This window comes from Pantoea sp. sgz302252 (genome assembly GCF_042610525.1).
GTDB lineage: Bacteria > Pseudomonadota > Gammaproteobacteria > Enterobacterales > Enterobacteriaceae > Erwinia.
This window is the reverse complement of the sequence record NZ_JBHDVM010000003.1, coordinates 180,866-201,487: the sequence shown is the minus strand read 5'-3', so window position 1 is coordinate 201,487 and position 20,622 is coordinate 180,866. Positions and strand designations below refer to the sequence as shown.

Sequence of the window (20,622 nt, the reverse complement as noted above, 5' to 3'; positions counted from 1 at the left end):
CAACACTGGTACTGTTATATAAAAGCAGGTAATGCTCCACAAAACCCGAAACAGACGTAAATTCTAAAAGGTGCCTGCCTTTTTATGCAGGCATGATTTCTATACCATAAGAGCTGGAATAAAAAGGATATTGCGGCCTGTCACTGACCTTAACGCAGGTAAAATCATTAATATCAGGTATATTGCTTGCTGGATTATTGACTGAAATACATAGCGCTCCGGCGTCTGTCGCCGAACGAATCCCATTGATGGAATCTTCAAACACTAAGGTTTGCCCGGGTTCAACGCAAAGGTTCCGCATAGCAAGAATATAAGGCTCGCTGTTCGGCTTTCCATTCACCACATCATTTCTTGAAACGATAGTGGAAAAATAGTCAAGATCGTGCTGATGAATAACATTAGCTATTTTAGCTGGCCAGCTACTGGTCACCAGGCCCATTTTTATTTTATGCCTTGCAATAGTAACAATTAAATCACGAACCCCTTTAATTAAAACGTAGCTGGCCTGCTCTTCTCTTTTATCTACCTTATGATGAATTTCTGTACGCGTCCGTTCCGTTTCTTTTGCAAAGAGATGGTCGAGAGTGTACGTGGCGGAGGCGCCTATAATATATTTATCTATATCCTCTTTATCAAGTTGATAACCATATTCCATTGCTGTAACAACCCAGGCATTTGTGATAACTGCATTAGAATCGATGATCACACCATCAAGATCAAAAAGTATCGCACTGATAATTTTAACATCGTTTCCTTTCATTAATGCTTCCTTGTAACAATATACCTGTCGTTGAAAACTATAGCCCCGACAATGCCTTCTCGTAGTACAGACAGCGCTTCGTCTGGCGTATGTATAATAGGTTCTTCATGGCGATTAAATGATGTATTAACAAGACAAGGCTGACCAGTTAATTCATACCATTTATTTATTAACCCATACATAAAGGGATCTCTTTCTTTCCTTATAACCTGCGGCCTTGCTGTTCTGTCAACGTGGACCACGGCTGGACATTGCGGCACTAAACTTTTTTTACATCGCCATGTCATTGTCATAAACTCTGACATATTCCTCTTTTCCGGCCAATCTTCAAAGCATACCGCCGCGAGATTTTCAGAAGTTACTGGCGCAAAAGGCATAAACTCAGTCCTTTTGAGCATTTTATTAAGCCATATATTAAGAGTTTTATCATGAGCATGGTAAATAATACTTCTATTGCATAATGCTCGTGGGCCAAATTCCATTCTTCCCCTAAAGAAGGCTATTATTTTATCTTCCCTTAATAAATGAATGATTTCTTTCTGAACATTATCCGGTTCAGTCGTATCCAGATCGGATTGCTCAACTAAAAATCTATGTATCTTATCATTTTCAAAAGATGGACCTAACGACATTGTTTCCAGCAAACATCTTTTACCCTCTTTCTTCCAACTTGCCGTAACCGCAGCGGCAAGAGGTAATCCTTCGTCCCCCATGCAAGGAAGAACAAAAAGCGCTTTAATGCCAGGCAGCTCTCTGATAACCTGATTAAGTCGAACGTTACCGAATATGCCGCCTGCAAGACAAATATTTTTTACATTGTATTTTCCCAGCCACGGCACAAGGAGTTCGCACAGTATATTTTCAATATGTTTCTGCGCGGCGGCAGCAATATCTTCAGGCGCATAGCTATTGACTAATGCAATCAGTTTTTCCGAATAAGATTCATAATAAGGCATATATAGATCGCCACAATTAGCAACCAGCCTGTTATTTTTTACATCAATCATTTCTTTCATCAATGGCAGCGCCTTGTTTGGATCACCGTGAGCAGATAAACCTGTCACTTTTCCCTCATGCCTGTTGGCTTTAAATCCCAGTAGATGTGTTATTCTTCCATAAAAATAGCCCAGACTATCAATAGTTGTTTCTCTTTGCAGTAGCGTCTCGTTGCCATTATCGATATAGCGAATAGTTAATGATAAAAAATCCCCTCTGCCATCACAGGTAACAACCAGAGCTTGTTCAAATCCCGAAGTAAGCCAGGCCCCCCAGGCATGAGTATCATGATGATCAATATATAGAGATTTCTCTGCCATATCATGTTTGATAAGGAAGTCATCGAATTCTTTTCTTTTTTCCTTATCATTTATCAGCTCATCTGCAATTCTGTTTTTAAAATATCAATATTATGAGAATTATTAACACATTCATTAATAATCCTTTCGACATAAAGATTGAGGCAGTAATCCTCGTTAAAACCTGCTTTCCATCCATAAGCTATAGTATCGATATCCTTTAATGTCTTACCCGCAAAATGAAGGACATAGTCAATAGACTGTTGCGGCCATACCTTATGTGCTTTGATGCGTGTAAATCGCTCTTCATGAACAGCAGCGATAATATTGCCATTTTTCACCAGACAGGCTCCCGCCGTGTCATTATTAGTTATCCCTAATATCAGTATATGACTACCTCCTTAGCTCCAGCATATAACTTATTCATTCTCTTAAAGTTCTCTAACGCTACTTTGTTACTCTCCGCCATAACATGTAAATGGGAAACACTAAAGTTTTGTAACAAAAGCGTCCGGATAATTTCTCCAGCGCCCGTTTCATCTAACGATTGTGGTACAACAGTCTCTTTTTTTACCAGAAACACAAAATGATGTTTATTCATACCCTTCCCCTTTTACCAGCCACCAATATTTTTGGTCACGATTCACATATTGGAGTGAAATTACTATTAAAATAGATATTCTTGTGAAAATATAATTAAAAATTATTTGCTTTTAATAACCAAAAGGAATGAAATGGAAAGCCGGTCGTTACAAGCATTTATTGCTCTTGCCGATACTCAAAATTATCGTGAAGCCGCCTGTAAAATTCACATAACGCAGCCTGCTTTAACAAAAAAAATCCAGCTGCTGGAGAGCGAGCTGGCGTTACAGCTATTTACTCGCGGTCGGCATGGAGCTTCGCTTACGCCTGCTGGAGAACAACTACTGGAAAAGGCTAAAGCTGTAGTAGCCACGATCGCAGATCTGCAGCAGCTTGCCAGTGATTTATCCAAAGGAAAAGCTGGCAGTCTGGCTATAGGCTTTGGCGTTGCCGGCATTAAAATAGCGCCGGAACTGGTCACTAACTTTCATCACGTGCATCCGCAAGTAAACATTTCCCTGGACGACATGCCCTCTTCTATACAGAAGGAAAAATTATTGAATGGGCAGCTCCAGCTGGCATTTATGAGTCTGCCGGTAGCCCCACCGCTTAGCGGCTTAAAACTGCGTACGGAATCGCTGACGCTGGCGGTAAATCGTCTAAACCGTCGTATAATTGAGGATAAAATCGAGCAGTGTTCCGAATATTCGTTGTTGGCGAAATTACCTTTTTTGGGGCTAACCCGCGAGAGAGGCCCCGGCCTTAACAGGCAAATCGACCGCTTTCTGGCCTTTCATAATATTCAGCCTCAAATCCAACAGTATGCACGAGATCTTCATACGCTTATGGCTCTGGTTGCTGCTGACATGGGCGTGGCGCTCGTGCCGGAAAGCGCAATACATATAGCGCCTGACGAAGTTGAAACAATTCCGCTTCAGGGGCCCTATGTTAGTTGGGATGTAGGTATCATCTGGAATCCAATACAGCAGGATGCCGTCCGTGACGCTTTTATTTCTATGCTGAAAGGCTCATATGAAAAAAATTAACATTCATAAGATTCCGGACGCAAGCTATCACACTCTGCGAGGTTCGGCTTTATAGCCTGGTTGCCATAAAAACTATTTTTTAAAGTTCCGTCGTCCACCTCCCTGATGTCTTATAGATTTCATCCATCAACAGCCTCAATCGTTTATTAAAGTCCAGCCATCCTTAAGCTGTAGTGCCGCCCATAATTCCTACGGCGCGCAGAGCGGTAGCGCCCTGCCTACGCGATATCAGGTGTTCGGCTGCGTGAAAAGAGGTTAAGAACGAGCTCTGCAAGCCTGCATGAGAGAAATGCGTAGCTGTGAGGCCGTTCACTCTTCAGCCGCCGCATTCCCGCTACACTGCGCCCTGGCACGATTTTAGCGAGGGATGCGGCATGGAGGCCGACTACAGGATTTCCGAGTTTCTCGATACAAAAAGACTACAGACGCTGCAGGATCGCCTGAGCCAGGTGATGGGGCTGGCGCTGGTGGTGGTGGATGCGGCAGGCGTGCCGGTTACCCGCCCCAGCGGCTTTTCCGAGTTCTGCGCGCGCTACCGTCAGGATCCCTGCCAGGCAAAGCGCTGCTACGCCTGCGATAGCGCTGGCGGCCATGCGGCTATGCAGGCGCGCAAACCCGTGGTCTATCGCTGCTGCTGCGGCTTTGTAGAATTTGCCGTTCCCATCACCATTAACGACCGCTATCTGGGCGCTTTTATTTCCGGTCAGGTAAAGGTTGAAGCCGAAAAAGAGCAGGCCATTCCTTTCATTTTATCGATCTCGCCGCCGCAGGAACTCGCGCCGCAGCTTCAGGCTCTGCATAACGCGATGCCAGTCTTGCCCTATCAGCGTTTTGCGCTAATGGCAGATACGCTACTGCATCTGGCCAGCTGCCTGGTGGAACAGGCCTGGGCCAACGTTATGCAGCGCGAGCTGCATAAAAAAGAGCAGCAGCTAACGCAGGAGCTGCGCAAAAGAGTCGAAACGGAAAAACTGCTGCACGAGGCCGAGTTTAAAGCGCTCAGCTATCAATTGAATCCACACTTTCTGTTTAACGTGCTGAATACCATAGGACGGCTGGCCTACCTGGAAGAGGCGCAGCGTACAGAGGCGATGGTGCATGATTTTTCCGACATGATGCGCTATCTGCTGCGAAAAAATAATCACGCCGCCATTACGCTGGGACAGGAGATCGGTTACGTCAACAGTTATATGGCCGTGCAGAAGGTACGCATGCGCGATCGCTTTGAGTATAGCTGCGAGATCCCGCCGCACTATCTCGACGTGCCCTGTCCTTTTCTGATGCTGCAACCGCTGGTGGAAAACTTCTTTAATTATGTGGTGGAGCCGCGTGATGTGTTAAGCGTGCTGCGCATCCACGCTGCTGATAATGGCGAAGATATCATTATTGAAGTCAGCGATAACGGCGACGGCATCGCTCAGGAAGATATCAAACGCATTTTGTCCGGCCAGCAAAATAATAAAAAAGGCGGCATCGGCATTATCAATATTATGCAGCGCCTGCAGTTAATGTTCGGTGCAGGCGGCAGGCTGGCGATTTCCAGTGCCCATCAGCCGATGATGGGCACCACCGTCACGCTGCAATTTCCTTTAACCCCTCATTCCTGATGCTGGAGCGCACTATGCCTACCGTGGTGATTGTCGAAGACGAGCCGGTGGAAGCCGAGAGCCTGCATCGCATCATTGCCGCCAGCCTGGACAAGGCGCAGATTTATGAAGCCTCCACGGGCAGGAAAGCGATCCAGCTGATCGATCAGCTTAACCATATCGATCTGCTTTTCGTGGATTTAAATATTCCCAGGCCGGACGGCAGAGAGGTTATCCGCTATCTCAGAAGCAAAAACAGCGAGGCGCGCGTGATCGTCACCAGCGCCAACGACGATTTTGATATGGTGCGCAGCATGCTGCATTTGCAGGTAGAGGATTATCTGCTGAAGCCGATAAAAAAAGGCACTATTATCGACAAGCTTCATCCCGCGCCGAGCGCCGATCGGGCTGCCGTAGCAGAGGCCAGCGCGCTCAGGCAGCAGATAAACACCCTGCTTGCCGCCTGTGACTATGCACAGTGGCATGATTTTCTGCTGGGTTTCCTTGCCCAGGTTAGCGACAGTCAGGCCATTCTGCTGCTGACCTTGCTGCAACAGCAGCCCGCGCTCAGGCAGGCCAGCCGGGAAAAACTCAGCGCGCTGGCGTTGCAGATAACCCACTTCGGCTTTACTACGGCGCTCTACTGGCGGCTACTGCAGGCTACGCTGTACGCCAGCCAGGAAATTTTCGATGCCGCGCAAAAAAACTGCCCGATGGATTTTATCGCCCGGGCGAAATTTCATATTGAAAGAAATATCACGGGCAACGTCACGCTGGATGCTATCGCCAGTAAAGCCTTCGTCAGCGCCTGCTATCTGAGCCGCATGTTTAAAAAAAGCGTGGGAACCGGGTTCGCCAGCTACATCACCAGCCGGAAAATTCGTTTCGCCTGCGCGCTGCTGCGGTTCAGCGATCTCAATATCAATGCGCTGGCGCTGGAACTTAGCTGGCAGGACGCCAACTATTTTTGCCGCATCTTTAAAAAAGAGACGGGCCTGTCGCCGTCGGATTACCGTCGCCTGCAGGCCGCGCCGCAGACCAGGGCATAAAGGCAAAATAATCCCGGTAGCGGGCAAGATAGTTTACCTTGCCTGGCCTTGCCGCCCGATAGAATCGGCAGAATTATGATGCCAAAAGCAGGAGAAAGCGATGTCCGGAAAGAGCCTGGGACTGATTGAAACGGTCGGGCTGGCCGCTGCCGTAGAGGCCGCCGACGCCGCGCTGAAGTCGGCGAATGTCGAACTAACGGGCTGTGAAAAAACCAACGGCGGCGGCCTGATGCTGGTGACGCTGACAGGTGAAGTCGGCGCCGTCAACGCGGCCGTGGATGCGGCCGTAGCGGCGGTTCGCCGTATGGGAAAAGTTTACGCTTTTAAAGTGATCGCCAGGACGGCGGAAGGGCTGGAAACCCTGCTGCGGCAGTCGTCGCGGCCCGCTCTGCAAAGTGAAAGCGCTAAAATTATCGAGGCAGAACCCCAGCCTGAGCCACAGAACGAAGCGCTGGTGCAAACTGAGCGCGTTAAAACAATTGAAGCAGAACCCCAGCCTGCGCCGCAAAGCGAAAGCGCGGAAGCTAAACTTTATCCGGTCGCGGTAAAGGCAGCGGAAAGCGGGAAAAGCGCAACAGAGAAAAACAGCGCGCCAGCCAGTAAACCCGGCAAATTGAAATCGCCGAAAACCAGGCCAGGAAAAAAGTAGTTAATGGGCGGTTATCCGCCCGTATGGCAGCTAAATCCGGCGTTTTCCACTATCCTGCGCAGCGGTGCAATATCAACAACGCCGCTTTCTTCCTGTAGCGGATATTCTCTTCCCAGCAGCGCATATTTATTTTCGCCAAACCTGTGGTAGGGCAGCAGATGAATTTCGCTGACGTTCAGCATTAGCCTGGCGAATTCCGTGATGCTTTGTATCTCTTCGGGATTATCGTTTACGCCGGGGATAACCGGTACGCGCACGATAGTTTTGGTCATAAAGGAGATACGCAGCAGGTTTTCCAGAATAGCGCTGTTGTCCACGCCGGTATTCGCCTGGTGCACCGCCGGATTGATAGCTTTGATATCCGTCAGCGCCAGGTCGACATAGGGGAAAACGGCTTCGATTACCGCTTTGCTGGTCAGGCCGGTGGTTTCGATAGCGGTATGCCAGCCTTTTTCCTTGCAGGCTTTCAGCAGCTCGCGCGCAAAATCGGGCTGCGCCAGCGGCTCGCCGCCGGAAAGCGTTACGCCGCCGCCGGAACGCCGAAACAGATTTTCCTCTTTTTGCAGCTCGCGCATGACCTGGCCTACCGTCATACGTTTGCCTTTCATCTCCAGCGCGCCCGTTGGGCAGACCTGGGTACAGTCGCCGCACTGCATGCAGCGTGTTCTGTCGACAAAGAAAGGATTGCTCAGCGAAAGCGCCTGATGGCGACAGGCTGCCAGGCATTTTCCGCAGCGAATACAGTCGCGGCTTTTAAAGATCAGCTCCGGCTGCGGGCGCTGCGACTCGGGGTTGCAGCACCATTTGCAGCTCAGCGGGCAGCCTTTAAAAAAGGGGATCGTGCGGATCCCCGGCCCGTCATGCAGCGAGTAGCGCTGAATATTAAACAGTACGCCTTCCGTTTCGTAATTGGCTTTCATCCTGGCTCCCGCAGGCGATCGCGCCGTCTCCGGCGCGATCCCAACCTTAGAAATGCTGCTCGGTGCGGCTGATAATATCGTCCTGCACCTCTTTCGCCAGCACCACGAACTGCGCGCTATAGCCTGCTACACGCACCACCAGATCCTGATACTGCTGCGGATCTTTTTGCGCCTTCAGCAGCGTTTCCCGATCGACTACGTTGAACTGCACGTGCATGCCTTTTTTATCAAAATAGCTTCTGACCAGGCTGCCGAAATTGCGCAGGCCTTTTTCACCAGCCAGCGCGGAAGGCAAAAATTTCTGGTTGTAGAGCGTGCCGTTAGAAGCGATAAAGTGATCGAGCTTGGCCACCGAACTGGCCGCTGCAGTTGGGCCGTTGCTGTCTTTGCCCTGGCGTGGCGAAACGCCGTCCGCCAGCGGCTCTTTGGCCAGTCGGCCATCCGGCAGCGCGCCCACATCTTTGCCAAACAGCACGTTAGCGGAAACAGGGTAGATCCCGGCCTGAAACTGACCGCCGCGTGGGTTGCGATATTTTTCGACTTCCTGGCAGTAGATCAGCGCGCAGCGGCGAGCCACCAAATCGACCTCGTCGATATCGTTGCCGAAGCAAGGCGTGTTTTCCAGAATGCGGCGTAGCTCTTCAAACCCGGAACGGTTAGCCTGCGGTGCCGACGCGGAAGAGAGCTGGCGATACACTTCGTTTTTGATCGCCGTTGCATCCAGGGATCCGTCGCGATCGATAATCTGTTTTACCACGGCATAAATTTCTTCTTCGCTCAGCGTAGCCTGACCTACTGGCGCGCCGTCGCCGACCGGATAGCCGAAGTTGGCATCCAGCGCCGTTTTCAGTTCGGCGAGCGTGACCTTGCCATCTTCAAATACCTGCTTCTGGATGGCGTAAACCGAGTCGCCGGTATCCGCCACGCCAAAAGCCTGCGGGCCGGTGAAGTTATAGATGGCGCCGCCTTCCTGTAGCGATTTGCCGCGACCGATGCAGTCATCTACCAGTGCGGAAAGGAACGGCAGCGGGCAGCGTTCGCCGTGCGCGATGTCAACGCTGTTGCAGGCTTCCACCAGCTGATGAACGAAGTGCGCCATCTGCTGCTGAAAAGCCTGGTAAAAATCGTCCATGCTCTTCCAGCTGGTCATATCGCCGGTAACCGGCCCCAGCTGTTTTCTGCCGGCGCGGCCATTGTGCAGCGTGATATCCAGCACCTTAGCCACGTTGAAAAAGGCGGCGTCGTGCCAGCCTTCGGTACGGTGCGGCGCCTGCGGCTCTACGCAGCCGATTATGCAGTAGTCGCGCGCATCCCGCAGTGAGACACCACGATTTTGCAGCGCCGGTATAATAACTTCATCGTTATAGATGGCCGGTACGCCCAGCCCAAGGCGCACTACTTCGCAGGCTCGGAATAAAAATTCGTCGGGTGTGCCCTGCCAGACGCGGATAGAGAACGACGGCTGGGGCAGTCTTACATGCGCGGTCGCTTCCATGCACATATAGCTCAGCGGGTTGGTAGCGTCATGCCCTTCTTCCGTTTGGCCGCCTACACACAGGTTCTGGAACACCGCGTAACCGGCGAAAGCCTGGGCAGAGACTTCATCACGCGTCTTGTTGATATCATTGAGTTTGATCCAGCAGCAGTCCACCAGCTCCTGGGCGAATTCCGGCTGAATGCTGCTGTCCGCGGCCAGATAAGGATACATATACTGGTCGAAACGGCCTGGCGAGATTGAATGGCCGCTGGATTCGATTTGCAGCATGCACTGAATAAACCAGAAAGTTTGGCAGGCTTCCCAGAAGGTTGTCGCGCCCTGCTCCGGCACGCGGGTGCAGTTTTGCGCAATTTGTTCCAGCTCGCGCCGCCGCTGCGGGTTGCTCTCTTCGCGCGCCAGCCGCGCCGCCTCGTCGGCGTAACGATGGGCGAAAACGATAGCCGCCTGATAGCTGAGGATGACTGCCTGATAAAACTGCTCTTTTTTCAGATAATCCGGACTGCTGCGATCCAACTTCTCCAGCGCCCGCGTTACTTCATCAATCACGCCGCGAAAACCGATTTTCAGCACCTTGCCGTAATCCACGCTGACGTGACCGACGCCGCCATAAAAGTAGTTGCCTACGGTAAATACGCCGCCAGCCATACTCTCTTTGGTGCCTTCAGACATATAGGAAGCGGCCAGCGAGCTGGTGGTTTTACCCGGCCAGTATTTAAATGCCTCGCTCAACTCCCGCGCCGTTTGCTTTTCGATGATAAAAGGATCGGCCAGCCGGTGCTCCATGGTGTCGAACTCTTTTTCTACCCATTCATATGAGAATTCCGGGCAGATCTCTGTAGATCGCGGATGGATAGTTACCGCGCCGACGATCAGCTCATCGGGGCGAATAGTCACCGGCAGTTTGTGAAATATTTTTTCGATTACCCTGGCCCGCCGCATGATGGCTGGCAGATGTTCGTTTTCCTGATAAGCCTGGGTAGCCAGCACGGCGCGTTCCGATTCCACATAGGGTTTGGCCTGTAGAATGGTGTTTTTTAGCCGCACGACACGGTCGGTCGGATGGGAAAAGCCTTTTTCCAACATAGTAGTCACTCCCGAAATTGCGTTCTGTTTATGGCCTGCCGCGCGGCTACACGCCGGCTTCCTGTTCGATAATGCGCATCACCTCGCCGACCGCCGCCACCTCACCGAAAATCGCCAGCGTGGTGATATGCTGCGGACAGCTGCCGAAAATTTCCGACACCATGACGCTGGCGCTTTTGCTGGCGAGATCGGCGTAAAAATAGAGATCGGGCACCGGCAGCATAATTAGCGCGACGGCATCAACGCGCAGCAGATCCAGCCGCGTGCGAAATTCCGAAGGCATGCGGCGCCTGAGCATCGCCAGGGTTTCCGGCGCGGGCGCGTTGATAATGCGTGTTTTCATTAGTCTGTTCCGTCAGCGGATATTCAGGGATTCAACCATCACGCAGCGCCGCTTTCTGGCGAAAGAGCGCGCCGAGGTCAGCCCTTCGCCCGTGGGCCCGGCGATAGTAAAGGTGGCGTGTCCTTCGCCACCTACGCCTAAGCCCGCGTAGGACGGCCCGTTTTTAACGAAAATGGTGGTCTGGATTTGCCGCGCCATTTTGGTCAGCTTCTCGACGTTGGTGGAGTGCATCACGGCGGTATGACGGTTGCCGTGCTCGACCTTAACCGCCAGCTCAATCGCCTCGTCAACGTTATCCACCCGCACCAGCGGCAGGATCGGCATCATCAGCTCATGCTCGACAAAAGGATGCGTGCGCTCTGTTTCCAGCAGAATGACCCGGGTCTCCTGCGGCGCGTCTATCCCCAACTGTTGCAAAATATAGCGAGCGTCTTTGCCGACGAAGGCGGTATTGGGGCCGCTGCCTTTGTCGTTGAGCACCAGCGTCTGAAGCTGACGGATCGCTTCTCTGTCGCCGAGCAGATAAGCGCCGCTTTTTTTCATGCAGTGGATCAGGTAGTCCGCGACCTGGTTAACCACGATGACTTCTTTCTCTGCTGTACAGGGCAAATTGTTATCAAAACTACAGCCGTTGATGATGTCGCGCGCGGCTCGTTCGATATCCGCGGTTTCATCCACTACCGCTGGCGGATTGCCCGCGCCTGCACCGATCGCTTTTTTCCCGGAAGACATGACCGTTTTGACGATCGCCGGGCCGCCGGTCGCCACCAGCATATTGATGCGCGGATCGTTAATCAGCGCGTTGGTGTTTTCTACAGAAGGCTGTGAGACAGTCACCACCAGATTATCCGGCGCGCCCAGCTCATTAAGCTTTTGATTGATTAACTGCACCGCATAGAGCGAAACCTGGCGAGAGCGCGGATGAGGACTGAACACTACCGCGTTGCCCGCAGCCAGCATGCCGATGCTGTTATTGATAATGGTCTCGGTCGGATTGGTGGTCGGCGTGATAGCGCCTATTACGCCATAGGCGGAATACTCGGTCAGCGTCAGGCCGGCGTCGCCGCTCTGCGCGCAGGTGGTTAAATCTTCCGGGCCGGGCGTTTTCTGCGCCGCCAGACGATTTTTAATCAGCTTGTCCGCGCAGTTGCCCATACCGGTTTCTTCAACCGCCATACGCGACAGCTGATGCAGCAGTTCTTCCTGAAGAAACAACTCGCGGATGCCGCTGATAAAGGTTTCACGATCCCGCATTGAGCAGTGACGGTACTGCACCTGCGCCAGCACCGCTGCGCCAATCGCCTCATCCATAGTGGCGAAAACGCCCGCCGTCTGCGGCTTGATGGCGGCCATCTGCGGCGCGGCCTCTTTCTTTGCCAGCGCGCTGGCGACAAGGGCGCTCAGATCGGGCTTTGGCTCGACGGCGGCAGTGGTCGCGCCGTATTTGCTCAGCACCTTTTCCACTGCCTGAGCAATTTCACTGTCATTCATGCTTCCTTTCCTTAGCGCCCGCGCTGCGTCAGATATAGGGTTTGGTGGTGGAATGGATGGGAGCGGGATCCAGCGTCGCCAGCAGCTGTAGCCCCACGTCACGCGCGGCCGCTACCGCCTGGCGCACCGCGCCGGAATCGCCGGAGAAGGTGAAAATCGCCTCGTTGCTGAAGCTGGTGCCTTTGGCCGGGCTGGCATAGCTGACCGGTTCTATTACCGCCGCTTTCGCCGCCGCGTCGGCGATAACTATGCCGATCGCCGCCGGAGAAGCGCAGGTCATGCCGAAGGATTTGCCCAGCGGCGCGCCAAAGGCTTTGTTCAGCGCGGTACTGGCGCGCGCGGTGTACTGAAACTCCAGATGCCCGGCTGGCGAGCCGTAAACATCGCCCATGGTGCGCTCGATTTCCGCCAGCGCCACTTCTACCGCACGGCGCACATCCGAGACATCCGACGCGCCGAAAAGGATCAGGCAGCCGTGTCCGCCGCCGCCTTCCGTGTCGCGCGCCAGCTCAATGGCGACAATTTCACTGTTGGTGGCTTTCACCGCCTCGTCAGCGGCGAAAATATGCGGCCCGGCGCCCGTGCGTGCGCCCAGGATCCCCAGCGAACGATATTTGCTGTCGATCTGCATGGTTTCATGTAGCTGACTATCGACGTTGGCGATCACCAGGCCGATGGTATGGCCGAGCGCGGTACCGACAAATTCGGTCAGGCCGCAGCCTGGCTTATTGCCCTGCGCGCCTGTCACCCGGGAAATAATCTGTTCGACAAGATTGTCCTGCATAACCGGCCTCCTCTGTCTTTATCAGCCGATCGCCTTCGGCAGGATCTTTTCGACTTCCACATGCGGACGCGGGATAACGTGCACGGAAACCAGCTCGCCCACTTTGCCCGCCGCTACGGAGCCAGCATCGGTCGCAGCTTTTACTGCGCCTACGTCGCCACGCACCATTACCGTAACCAGGCCGGAGCCGATTTTTTCATAGCCGACCAGCGTGACGTTGGCCGATTTCACCATGGTATCCGCGGCTTCAATAGCAGAGACCAGCCCTTTTGTTTCCACCATGCCTAACGCTTCCTGCTGCATACTCACCTCATCTGTTTTGTCTTTAAAAGGCCACAGGACGACCCTGGTGCCATTACATTTTTGCCATCTGATACTAAAACCGGCGGAAAAAAATATTTTGTCCGCCAGAAAGATTATTTTGCGCTCTGCCCGCTATACCCGAAGCGCGGCGGTAATCGCGGCAGCATCCTGGGCGATCATCTTCTCTTCATTAGTGGGAATGACGAGGATCGCAGGCGAATCCGGCAGTGAAATCCGGCCCTGGCGTCCGCCGAAGATCGTGCGGTTCTTATCGCGATCTAGCCGCAGGCCGAAGATCGCCAGCCTGTCAGTAGTCAGCTCGCGCACCAGCACGGAGTTTTCTCCAATACCGCCGGTAAATATCAGCGCATCCAGCCTGTGTAGCGCGGCCATATGCCCGCCGAGATGCCTCGCCAGCCGATGAACCATGACATCAATTGCCAATGCGGCGCGCTTATCGCCGTTTTCGCGCGCTTCCTGCAATGTACGGCAGTCGCTGGAAAGCCCGGAAAGTCCCAGTAGCCCCGCTTTGCCGTTAGCCATGGCGCAGAGTTCTTCCAGACTTTGCCCGGTGCATTTCGCCAGATAAGCCATAGCCCCGAAGTCGATATCACCGCAGCGTGTGCCCATTACCAGCCCTTCCAGCGGCGTCATGCCCATGGAGGTATCCACGCTTTGCCCGTTGCGCACCGCGCAGAGCGACGAGCCGTTGCCTAAATGCGCGATCAGGATGCCGTGATCCTGCGGATCGAGATCCAACTGTCTGACCGCTTCGGCGGCGACGAAACGATGTGAAGTACCGTGGAAGCCGTAGCGCCTGATTTGATAGCGATCGCGGTATTCCAGCGGAATGGCATAGGTACAGGCTTCCGGCGGCAGCGTCTGGTGAAAGGCCGTGTCGAACACGGCAACCTGCGGCAGCGCTGGCAGCAGCTGCATGGCCGTCTCAATGCCGATCAGGTTGGCGGGATTGTGAAGAGGAGCCAGCGTCGCAAGCTGCCTGATTTTTTCCGTGACCGCAGACGTCAGCAGCACGGACTCTTTAAACTCACTACCACCGTGCGCTACGCGATGGCCGATGGCGCAGAGCGAGGCGAGCAGCTCTTTTTCTGCCAGCACGGCAAACAGCGTTTTCAGCGCGCAGTGGTGATCCGCCTGTGCCAGATCCTGGATAGTTTTTCCCGCTTCGTCTTTGAATGTGATGCTGGCGTTATCCAGCCCCAGCCTTTCTGCCAGTCCGGAGAGCAGCGGCGTATCGCCTCCCAGCGGCAGCACCGAAAATTTCAGGGAGGAAGAACCGCAGTTAATGACCAGAACTTTTGCTGCTGATGACATAGTTACCTCTGAATAACATCCGTTTATTGACAGGGCGTCAGTGAAAAGTGCGCCTGGCTGAAGCGGGCAAGCGCTTCGCGCGCAATAGCAATATCCTGCTCTACGCTGCCACCGCTGATGCCGATGCCGCCCAGCAGCCGCCCTTGCGACCAGCAGGGCAAGCCGCCGCCCAGGCAGCAGATCCCTTCTTCGTGCTGCAAACCATATAAAGCGGTGCCGGGCTGAACCTGGCGCGCCAGTTCGTGCGTCGCCATACGCAGCGCGACGGCCGTCCAGGCTTTCTCCTGCGCCAGCTTGTGGCTGACCAGCAGCGCGTTATCCATGCTGAAGAAGTAACGTTGCTGTCCGACCGCGTCCACCAGGCTGAAGACAATCGCCACCTCATATTCCTGCGCCACTTCGCCCGCCAGCGAAGCCAGCGCCGCTGCCTGCTCCAGGCTCAGGGAAAGCCGTCGCGGCGTATGGCAGGCGATCGCCTGCTGCACCATCTGTTCGAGCTTTTCTTTCGCTGACATTCGCTGCCTCCTTGTGCTAAGCGTTCAGATCCAGCGTGTCGACGATGCCGACCACCGCAGCATCGACTACCGAATGCTCGCCGTTGCCCATGCGGGCCGAACTGCCCGAGCTGACGATCACCGTTTCGCCATTTCCCGCGCCGACCAAATCCACGGCGACCTGAGCGCTGCCTGTAGGCTGATGATGCTCGTTCAGCCGGGCAACAATCAGCAGCTTGGCGCCGTTTAGCGAGGGATGTTTAGTGGTGGAGACCAGCGCGCCCGTGACTTTTGCCAGATACATAGCTCAATCCTTTTTGCTTAGCCTGATGCGCCGCCGGGCTATTTCATCCCGCGCGGCTGGCGTAATTAGCATGTTGCGATCGATGCGCAGCGAAGCGCCTTCCGGATGCGCCCGAATGTCTGCCAGCGACAGCAGGCTTTTGCCTTTGGCGCTGCCGGGAACGATCACGCCGTATTCCTGTAGGGTTTCGATATAGTTTTGCTGCCGTTGCCGTACCGCTGGCGGAAAATCCGTGCGGGCAAACTCGCCGTTAAGCGTGGCGACAATTTTTTTGCGGTGGCGCAGCGCATGAAAAGCCCAGGCGCTGGCAACGTTATCGCGCAGACAAAGCGCGATCTTCGCCAGGCTGTTGCCGGAGAGCGCGGGTAAAAACAGCTCGCTGTACTCTTCCTGCGGCGCAGGGAATCGCCTTTCTATCACCAAATTGGGCAGAAAATTATCGCGCCAGCGCAGCAGATTTGGCCGGATAGCGGAGGCGCTGTAAGAAAGCGTGAGCCGAAGTTCGTAACCGGCCGTATGCAATGCCTCCAGCGCGGCCAGCGTTTCTGGTAAGGTGCTTTCATCTTCGCCGGTTATCACTACCTGAACAGAGCCCAGACGCCGCCGCGCCAGCACTTCCTCAATGATGCGTTCGAGCTGCTGGTCGGCTACGTTTGTCATGCGCCTGTCGCTCTTGTTGCCGCTATCACCCGATCGTCGTTACGTAGCCCGAGCGCATTGGCTTCTTCCACATCAATATGCATCTCCAACACCGCATCCGCGCTGACGCGCACTTTTACATGATGCAGCACGCCCGAGCGCGCGCCCTCAGTGGTTACATCGATTTCCGCGCCGTCGGATAAACCATGCCGTGCCGCTTCTTCCGGTGAAATATGGATATGGCGCCAGGCGACAATCGCGCCTTCAGTCAATTCAACCTGGCCATGCGGGCCAACCAGCGTCAGGCCAGGTGTTTCCTGAAGTTCGCCGGACATCCGCACCGGGGCTTTGATACCCAGCGCGAAACTATCCGCTACCGAGATTTCAACCTGCGTAATGCTGCGCAACGGCCCCAGCACGCGTACGCGCTGTATTTCGCCCTTTGGCCCGCGTAGCGTGACCGTCTCCTGGGCGGCAAAGTGGCCTGGCTGCCTTAGTGCCTTCATGCGGGTTAGCGAGGAGCCGTAGCCGAACAGCAAATCCATTTCGCTGCGGCTTAAATGCACATGCCGGTTAGAAACGCCGACGGGAATGCTTAGCGCCGACTTTTTACCCGCCAACTCCTGTAGAATTTGTTGGGTGATCCTTCTTGCCTGCTGTTGCGTATCCATTTTTATTCTCCAGACTCTCCGGCCAGGCGCGTCAGCAGGCGATCGACATCCTGTACGCTGGCCTGGCGAGGATTGGTCGCGGTGCAGCCGTCAGCCAGCGCCATGCGGATAAGGATGGGTCGCAGCTTCGCCAGCTTCGTTAAATCCGTGCCCATTTCCTTTAAGGTGGCAGGAATACCGAACTGCCGGTTAAGTGCACGCACGGCCTGCGGCAAATCTTCTGCATCCATTAACCGCGCGCAGAGCCGGTAACGCATTTGCGCCGCGGCTTGCTCGCTGTTGAATTCAATTACCAGCGGCAAAAGCATGGCGTTAATCCTGCCGTGTGGGAGGTGCAGCATGCCGCCGACGGCATGCGCCATACCGTGAACCAGACCCAGTCCCGCCGAGTTAAAGGCGATGCCCGCCAGGCATGAGGCGTGGTGCATATGCGTGCGTGCGCAGAGATTATCCGGCTCGCTGTAGGCATAGGGTAAGTAGCGGGCGGTGAGCGCTACTGCTTTTTCTGCCAGCGCATCGCTGAAATCATTGGCGCCTGTGGAAACCAGCGCTTCAATGGCGTGAGTCAGTACATCCATACCGGTATCCGCCGTTACGCTTTTTGGCACGCTCAGCACCAGCCGGGCATCAAGCAGAGTGATATCAGGCAGCAGCGCATCGGAGATCAGCGGATATTTGCTGCCGCTTTCCGTATCGGATATCACGGCATAGGCAGTGACTTCCGACCCGGAGCCGCTGGTGGTCGGGATAGCAATAAGCCTGATGTGGACAGCAGGATTAAACTCCTCAAGCGTGACCTTGATACCTTTGGCAGCATCCAGCGACGATCCGCCGCCCAGCGCCACGATCGCATCCGGCTGGAAAGCTTTAAACTTTTCCGTGCCGGCCTGTAAAACCGTGGTATCGGGATCGGCTCTGACGCCGCTGTAGATAGCTACGGCAGCCTGCGGCATAGCGGCAATCAGCTGGTTAACTTTGCCAGAGGAGAGCATAAAGTCGTCGGTGACGATCGCCACCCGTTTGAGGTCGAGCTGGCCAAGCGACGCCAGCGCGTTTTCGCCATAGTAAATATCCGGGACAGAAAAGATGTTCGCCACGCCGTTATCCTTACCGGTTGCCGCGCCTGCGGATCAAAGGCTGTCAGGTTAGCACCCGCGCAAAAGCGTATAGCCGGGACAATTTGCGCCGCACGGGGATTTTTTTGCCCGACACAAAACGACATGACAAGAAAGTGCAGGTCGGGGTTTCGCAAGAGTTATAAAGAGCTTTCCACTACCTGATGCCGGGCTGCTGACTGACTTTTCCTGCCTGAATTATGGAACAGAACCCGATATTTTCTGCCCTGTATTTCATTGGTTACATTATTTCTTCAACCTGCCTTCCATATTCAGACATTGCTTTTATGAAGTGCTGGCTGGCAGCCGCCGCTGAAATATAATGGCCGCAATGTAAATAAGCGCGGCGCTAAATTTTAATGTGCTGTGCTGACGACCATAAATGAAAGGAGGCGTTTATTATGGCTATGAGATGTTGTCCCCATGAAATCATGCCCAAAGAAGTAAAAGATCCCTGTATTCGTTATTTAACGGTCAGCGACGCCTGGACGCCGCTGGAGCGGGAGCGCGTGCCAGCGCTGGTTTTAAAAGGAAGGTGGCTGGAAAAAGCTGGCTTTCCCATCGGTACGCTGGTGGATGTTTGGGTCAGGCATGGCTGCCTGGTGCTTACCGCCAGAAACGAGCAGGCGGAGGCGCTAAAAGAAAAGCAGGAAGAGCTGAAGGAGCAGGAGCTGATGGCAATGGCGGAATAGATAAGCGTGAAGGGTAAGGCTTTTATCTTAGCAGGCAGGCGCGGGAGTAGTATCTTGCGCCTGCGGAATAGTTTTGGGTTAAGTAGACTGATAATAAAGGCTTTAATTGAGGTTAGCCAGGATGATGGCAGACACTGGTTTAATATAAACTCATCAGGCCAAAATTCGCTCAGGCTTTGATTAAAACCAGGCTATTTTACCCGCCAGCTTCCAGCAGGACCAGGCCCAGTTCATCCGCCTGCTCTTCGATAACGTTCATTACCTTTTTGGAACTCAGTAATAATTCAGAGTCAATTTCGGCTTTTAACTGTGCGGTATGAAGGCGATCGCCAAAAAGCATTAATGCGGTATCGCCATGTTGACGGGAAGACCACTGCAACCCCTGCACTTCCGGAAAAGCCTGATAAATAGCCAGGGAATATTCACGCGTATAAATGTATTGGTCAGCGCCAGAGTCGAGTAAATAAGCACGGCTTACTCCCATTTTCCTTAACGTCCTCGGATTTAAATCGGCAAGGAGCAAGTCGGTAGATGATGTGATGACTGAATATACCTTACCTTCCAGCCTGGCTAAATCGTAAGGAACGCCGTAAGAGTCGAGAGGTAAATCGTGGAAAAGCGTTTCCATTACCGCCACGCCAGTGCTTATTCCGCCATACAAGGTAGCTACACCGTTACTCATTGGGCTAAAACGCGCACTACCTTTACCGGGGTTAAATTGTGCTGCGGTAAAAGCCGCTGAATGTATACGATAAATGCGTTTCCCTGCTTTCCAGACAGCGTAATTTACTGCTAAATCGCTTTTAGGCTTTCTTAGTTTACGGGTGATAACTTCCCTGTTATCTCTGTCAGCCATGTATGCCGCCTTCCAGTTCCGCCTGCGCGGCTGCCAGCACTCTTTCGGGCTGGGTGGCCAGCAAATCCTTTGGTTTTTCGCCGCCCAGCCAGCTGTTGGCGAACCCGAACCAGATAGCCAGCCCCCAGGCGGTTTTTTTGTCGCCAAACAGCGAAATGATTTTTTTGGCAATTGGCAGAGGCCGGTAGCCTTCATCCAGCACATAGTCAGGGAAATAATCTTTGCCATTGTGCTGAACGGCGAAGATTTTACCGGCCTGCTTCCAGCGGTTCGGGCCAGCACTGGGATTGGCGCTGGTGAAACCTGCTTTTTCCGATAGCTCTTTTGCCTGTAGCCAGGTGGAATCTGCAAAAATTTGGGCGTTCAGGGCTTCGCGGCGCTGTGCATTACGCTCTGCGCGTGCCTGCTCCATCGGCTCTTTATCCTTAGCCGAGGCAGCGCGAGCCCGGACGCTTTTTTTTGCTGGCGTACGCTGATTCATCGAGGCCAGTATTGCCGTCATCGCCGCGCTTATCGCTATTTTTATCGTTTCGTTGACATCGGGGCTCTGCCCCAGATTAATCACCAGATATTTTGTATCGGCATGCGGATCCAGCTTGTGCAGCTGCTCGCCGCTCAGGGTTTCAACCTTATAAGCCTGCCGGGCGCTGTTTGCTTTCGCTTCCATAACTCACCTCATCGCGCATGGATATATTCATGATATCCATTATATGCATGATAAAGAAAATGTCACTGACGGAGCCGTCACTTTATCGATCTGCCGTCAATTCTTTTCAGGAAGCAGGCTTCACTACCGTCACCAGCCCAGGCAAATCCCAGGTGCCGCCCGCATGGATATAGCGGCACATGCCAGTGGTGGCTTCACTGCTCTGGCGGAATAACCGGCGCAAAGAAAGGTTTTTGATAATCATGGCGACAGACACTATAGCCTTGCTGGCTGCTGGTCGCAGACAACAGTTAATGCAAAATTTGCAGCGATAGCAAATCTGTTCTGCAATTTGGACATTAACAAAATAGTAGGTTGCGGGTAAAAATGCTTGAAAGTTGCTTGTGAATAGCGCAAGGATAACACAATTAAAGGACTTCAGGCGGCCGCTGCTGAAATGTCTTTTTTGCCACCGGCGATC

Annotated in this window: 24 protein-coding genes; 5 read left to right on the top strand and 19 right to left on the bottom strand. The window is 53.5% G+C overall.

From position 1 onward, the window contains the following. Positions 1-82 precede the first annotated feature (82 nt). Genes ACETPC_RS07190 through ACETPC_RS07175 form a run of 4 tightly spaced genes read right to left on the bottom strand, consistent with a single transcriptional unit; the run spans position 83 to position 2,656 of the window. The gene (locus tag ACETPC_RS07190) at positions 83-760 is read right to left on the bottom strand and encodes an HAD family hydrolase (protein WP_380180041.1); all 678 of its coding nucleotides are present in this window, start codon (positions 758-760) and stop codon (positions 83-85) included. Further along, positions 760-2,076 carry a carbamoyltransferase C-terminal domain-containing protein gene (locus tag ACETPC_RS07185; protein WP_380180039.1) on the bottom strand — a complete coding sequence of 439 codons (1,317 nt, stop codon included), beginning with the start codon at positions 2,074-2,076 and terminating at the stop codon, positions 760-762. Before ACETPC_RS07185 ends, ACETPC_RS07190 begins: the two co-directional genes overlap by 1 nt. Positions 2,077-2,129: 53 nt before the next feature. Then, on the bottom strand, positions 2,130-2,396 hold the full coding sequence (locus ACETPC_RS07180) for a carbamoyltransferase N-terminal domain-containing protein (RefSeq protein ID WP_380180037.1): 267 nt from the start codon (positions 2,394-2,396) through the stop codon (positions 2,130-2,132). Between the two features lie 41 nt (positions 2,397-2,437). Then, complete coding sequence (locus tag ACETPC_RS07175) at positions 2,438-2,656, bottom strand: hypothetical protein (protein WP_380180035.1); 219 nt, start codon at positions 2,654-2,656, stop codon at positions 2,438-2,440. 133 nt (positions 2,657-2,789) lie between these two features. Here ACETPC_RS07175 and ACETPC_RS07170 point away from each other — a divergent pair, with 133 nt between their 5' ends. From ACETPC_RS07170 to ACETPC_RS07155, 4 genes are all read left to right on the top strand, one after another. Continuing rightward, positions 2,790-3,683: a LysR family transcriptional regulator gene (locus ACETPC_RS07170; protein ID WP_380180033.1), complete on the top strand. Its 894-nt coding sequence runs from the start codon at positions 2,790-2,792 to the stop codon at positions 3,681-3,683. Positions 3,684-4,057: 374 nt separating this feature from the next. Further along, positions 4,058-5,290: a PocR ligand-binding domain-containing protein gene (locus ACETPC_RS07165; RefSeq protein WP_380180396.1), complete on the top strand. Its 1,233-nt coding sequence runs from the start codon at positions 4,058-4,060 to the stop codon at positions 5,288-5,290. 14 nt (positions 5,291-5,304) lie between these two features. Continuing rightward, positions 5,305-6,318 (top strand): response regulator, encoded by a 1,014-nt coding sequence (locus ACETPC_RS07160; RefSeq protein WP_380180031.1) that lies wholly within the window; start codon positions 5,305-5,307, stop codon positions 6,316-6,318. A gap of 100 nt (positions 6,319-6,418) precedes the next feature. Next, on the top strand, positions 6,419-6,967 hold the full coding sequence (locus tag ACETPC_RS07155; protein ID WP_380180029.1) for a BMC domain-containing protein: 549 nt from the start codon (positions 6,419-6,421) through the stop codon (positions 6,965-6,967). Positions 6,968-6,978: 11 nt separating this feature from the next. On the opposite strand, the gene ACETPC_RS07150 is transcribed toward ACETPC_RS07155, so the two are convergent. The 12 genes from ACETPC_RS07150 to ACETPC_RS07095 all read right to left on the bottom strand — a co-directional run bounded on the left by ACETPC_RS07150 (position 6,979) and on the right by ACETPC_RS07095 (position 17,929). After that, positions 6,979-7,887, bottom strand: coding sequence for a glycyl-radical enzyme activating protein (locus tag ACETPC_RS07150; protein ID WP_380180027.1), 909 nt, complete (start codon positions 7,885-7,887; stop codon positions 6,979-6,981). Positions 7,888-7,933: 46 nt separating this feature from the next. Then, the gene (gene grpM, locus ACETPC_RS07145; RefSeq protein ID WP_380180025.1) at positions 7,934-10,468 is read right to left on the bottom strand and encodes a glycyl radical diol dehydratase GrpM; all 2,535 of its coding nucleotides are present in this window, start codon (positions 10,466-10,468) and stop codon (positions 7,934-7,936) included. 46 nt (positions 10,469-10,514) lie between these two features. Continuing rightward, positions 10,515-10,811, bottom strand: a complete 297-nt coding sequence (locus ACETPC_RS07140) for a hypothetical protein (RefSeq protein ID WP_380180023.1) — start codon at positions 10,809-10,811, stop codon at positions 10,515-10,517. A 12-nt stretch (positions 10,812-10,823) separates the two neighbouring features. Continuing rightward, positions 10,824-12,302 carry an aldehyde dehydrogenase family protein gene (locus tag ACETPC_RS07135; RefSeq protein ID WP_380180021.1) on the bottom strand — a complete coding sequence of 493 codons (1,479 nt, stop codon included), beginning with the start codon at positions 12,300-12,302 and terminating at the stop codon, positions 10,824-10,826. Between the two features lie 28 nt (positions 12,303-12,330). After that, the gene (pduB, locus tag ACETPC_RS07130) at positions 12,331-13,086 is read right to left on the bottom strand and encodes a propanediol utilization microcompartment protein PduB (protein ID WP_380180019.1); all 756 of its coding nucleotides are present in this window, start codon (positions 13,084-13,086) and stop codon (positions 12,331-12,333) included. A gap of 21 nt (positions 13,087-13,107) precedes the next feature. Further along, positions 13,108-13,389, bottom strand: a complete 282-nt coding sequence (grpH, locus tag ACETPC_RS07125; protein WP_380180017.1) for a propanediol utilization system shell hexameric protein GrpH — start codon at positions 13,387-13,389, stop codon at positions 13,108-13,110. Positions 13,390-13,521: 132 nt separating this feature from the next. Then, positions 13,522-14,724, bottom strand: a complete 1,203-nt coding sequence (gene tdcD / locus ACETPC_RS07120) for a propionate kinase (RefSeq protein WP_380180015.1) — start codon at positions 14,722-14,724, stop codon at positions 13,522-13,524. 23 nt (positions 14,725-14,747) lie between these two features. Next, positions 14,748-15,239, bottom strand: coding sequence for a heme-binding protein (locus ACETPC_RS07115; RefSeq protein WP_380180013.1), 492 nt, complete (start codon positions 15,237-15,239; stop codon positions 14,748-14,750). A gap of 16 nt (positions 15,240-15,255) precedes the next feature. Continuing rightward, positions 15,256-15,522, bottom strand: a complete 267-nt coding sequence (locus ACETPC_RS07110) for a EutN/CcmL family microcompartment protein (RefSeq protein WP_380180011.1) — start codon at positions 15,520-15,522, stop codon at positions 15,256-15,258. A gap of 3 nt (positions 15,523-15,525) precedes the next feature. Further along, complete coding sequence (locus ACETPC_RS07105; RefSeq protein WP_380180009.1) at positions 15,526-16,182, bottom strand: hypothetical protein; 657 nt, start codon at positions 16,180-16,182, stop codon at positions 15,526-15,528. Continuing rightward, positions 16,179-16,832, bottom strand: coding sequence for a phosphate propanoyltransferase (locus tag ACETPC_RS07100; RefSeq protein WP_380180008.1), 654 nt, complete (start codon positions 16,830-16,832; stop codon positions 16,179-16,181). Before ACETPC_RS07100 ends, ACETPC_RS07105 begins: the two co-directional genes overlap by 4 nt. A 2-nt stretch (positions 16,833-16,834) precedes the next feature. Next, complete coding sequence (locus ACETPC_RS07095) at positions 16,835-17,929, bottom strand: 1-propanol dehydrogenase PduQ (protein ID WP_380180006.1); 1,095 nt, start codon at positions 17,927-17,929, stop codon at positions 16,835-16,837. A gap of 419 nt (positions 17,930-18,348) precedes the next feature. On the opposite strand from ACETPC_RS07095, the gene ACETPC_RS07090 reads away from it, so the two are divergent. Further along, positions 18,349-18,639, top strand: a complete 291-nt coding sequence (locus ACETPC_RS07090) for a SymE family type I addiction module toxin (protein ID WP_380180005.1) — start codon at positions 18,349-18,351, stop codon at positions 18,637-18,639. A gap of 196 nt (positions 18,640-18,835) precedes the next feature. Here the strand turns inward: ACETPC_RS07090 and ACETPC_RS07085 are convergent, their stop codons facing one another. From ACETPC_RS07085 to ACETPC_RS07075, 3 genes are all read right to left on the bottom strand, one after another. Further along, on the bottom strand, positions 18,836-19,495 hold the full coding sequence (locus ACETPC_RS07085) for an RES family NAD+ phosphorylase (protein ID WP_380180003.1): 660 nt from the start codon (positions 19,493-19,495) through the stop codon (positions 18,836-18,838). Beyond that, complete coding sequence (locus tag ACETPC_RS07080) at positions 19,488-20,162, bottom strand: integrase (protein WP_380180001.1); 675 nt, start codon at positions 20,160-20,162, stop codon at positions 19,488-19,490. Before ACETPC_RS07080 ends, ACETPC_RS07085 begins: the two co-directional genes overlap by 8 nt. Before the next feature lie 106 nt (positions 20,163-20,268). Next, a complete protein-coding gene (locus ACETPC_RS07075) occupies positions 20,269-20,418 on the bottom strand; it encodes a hypothetical protein (protein WP_380180411.1) in 150 nt (49 codons plus the stop codon). Positions 20,419-20,622 lie beyond the last annotated feature (204 nt).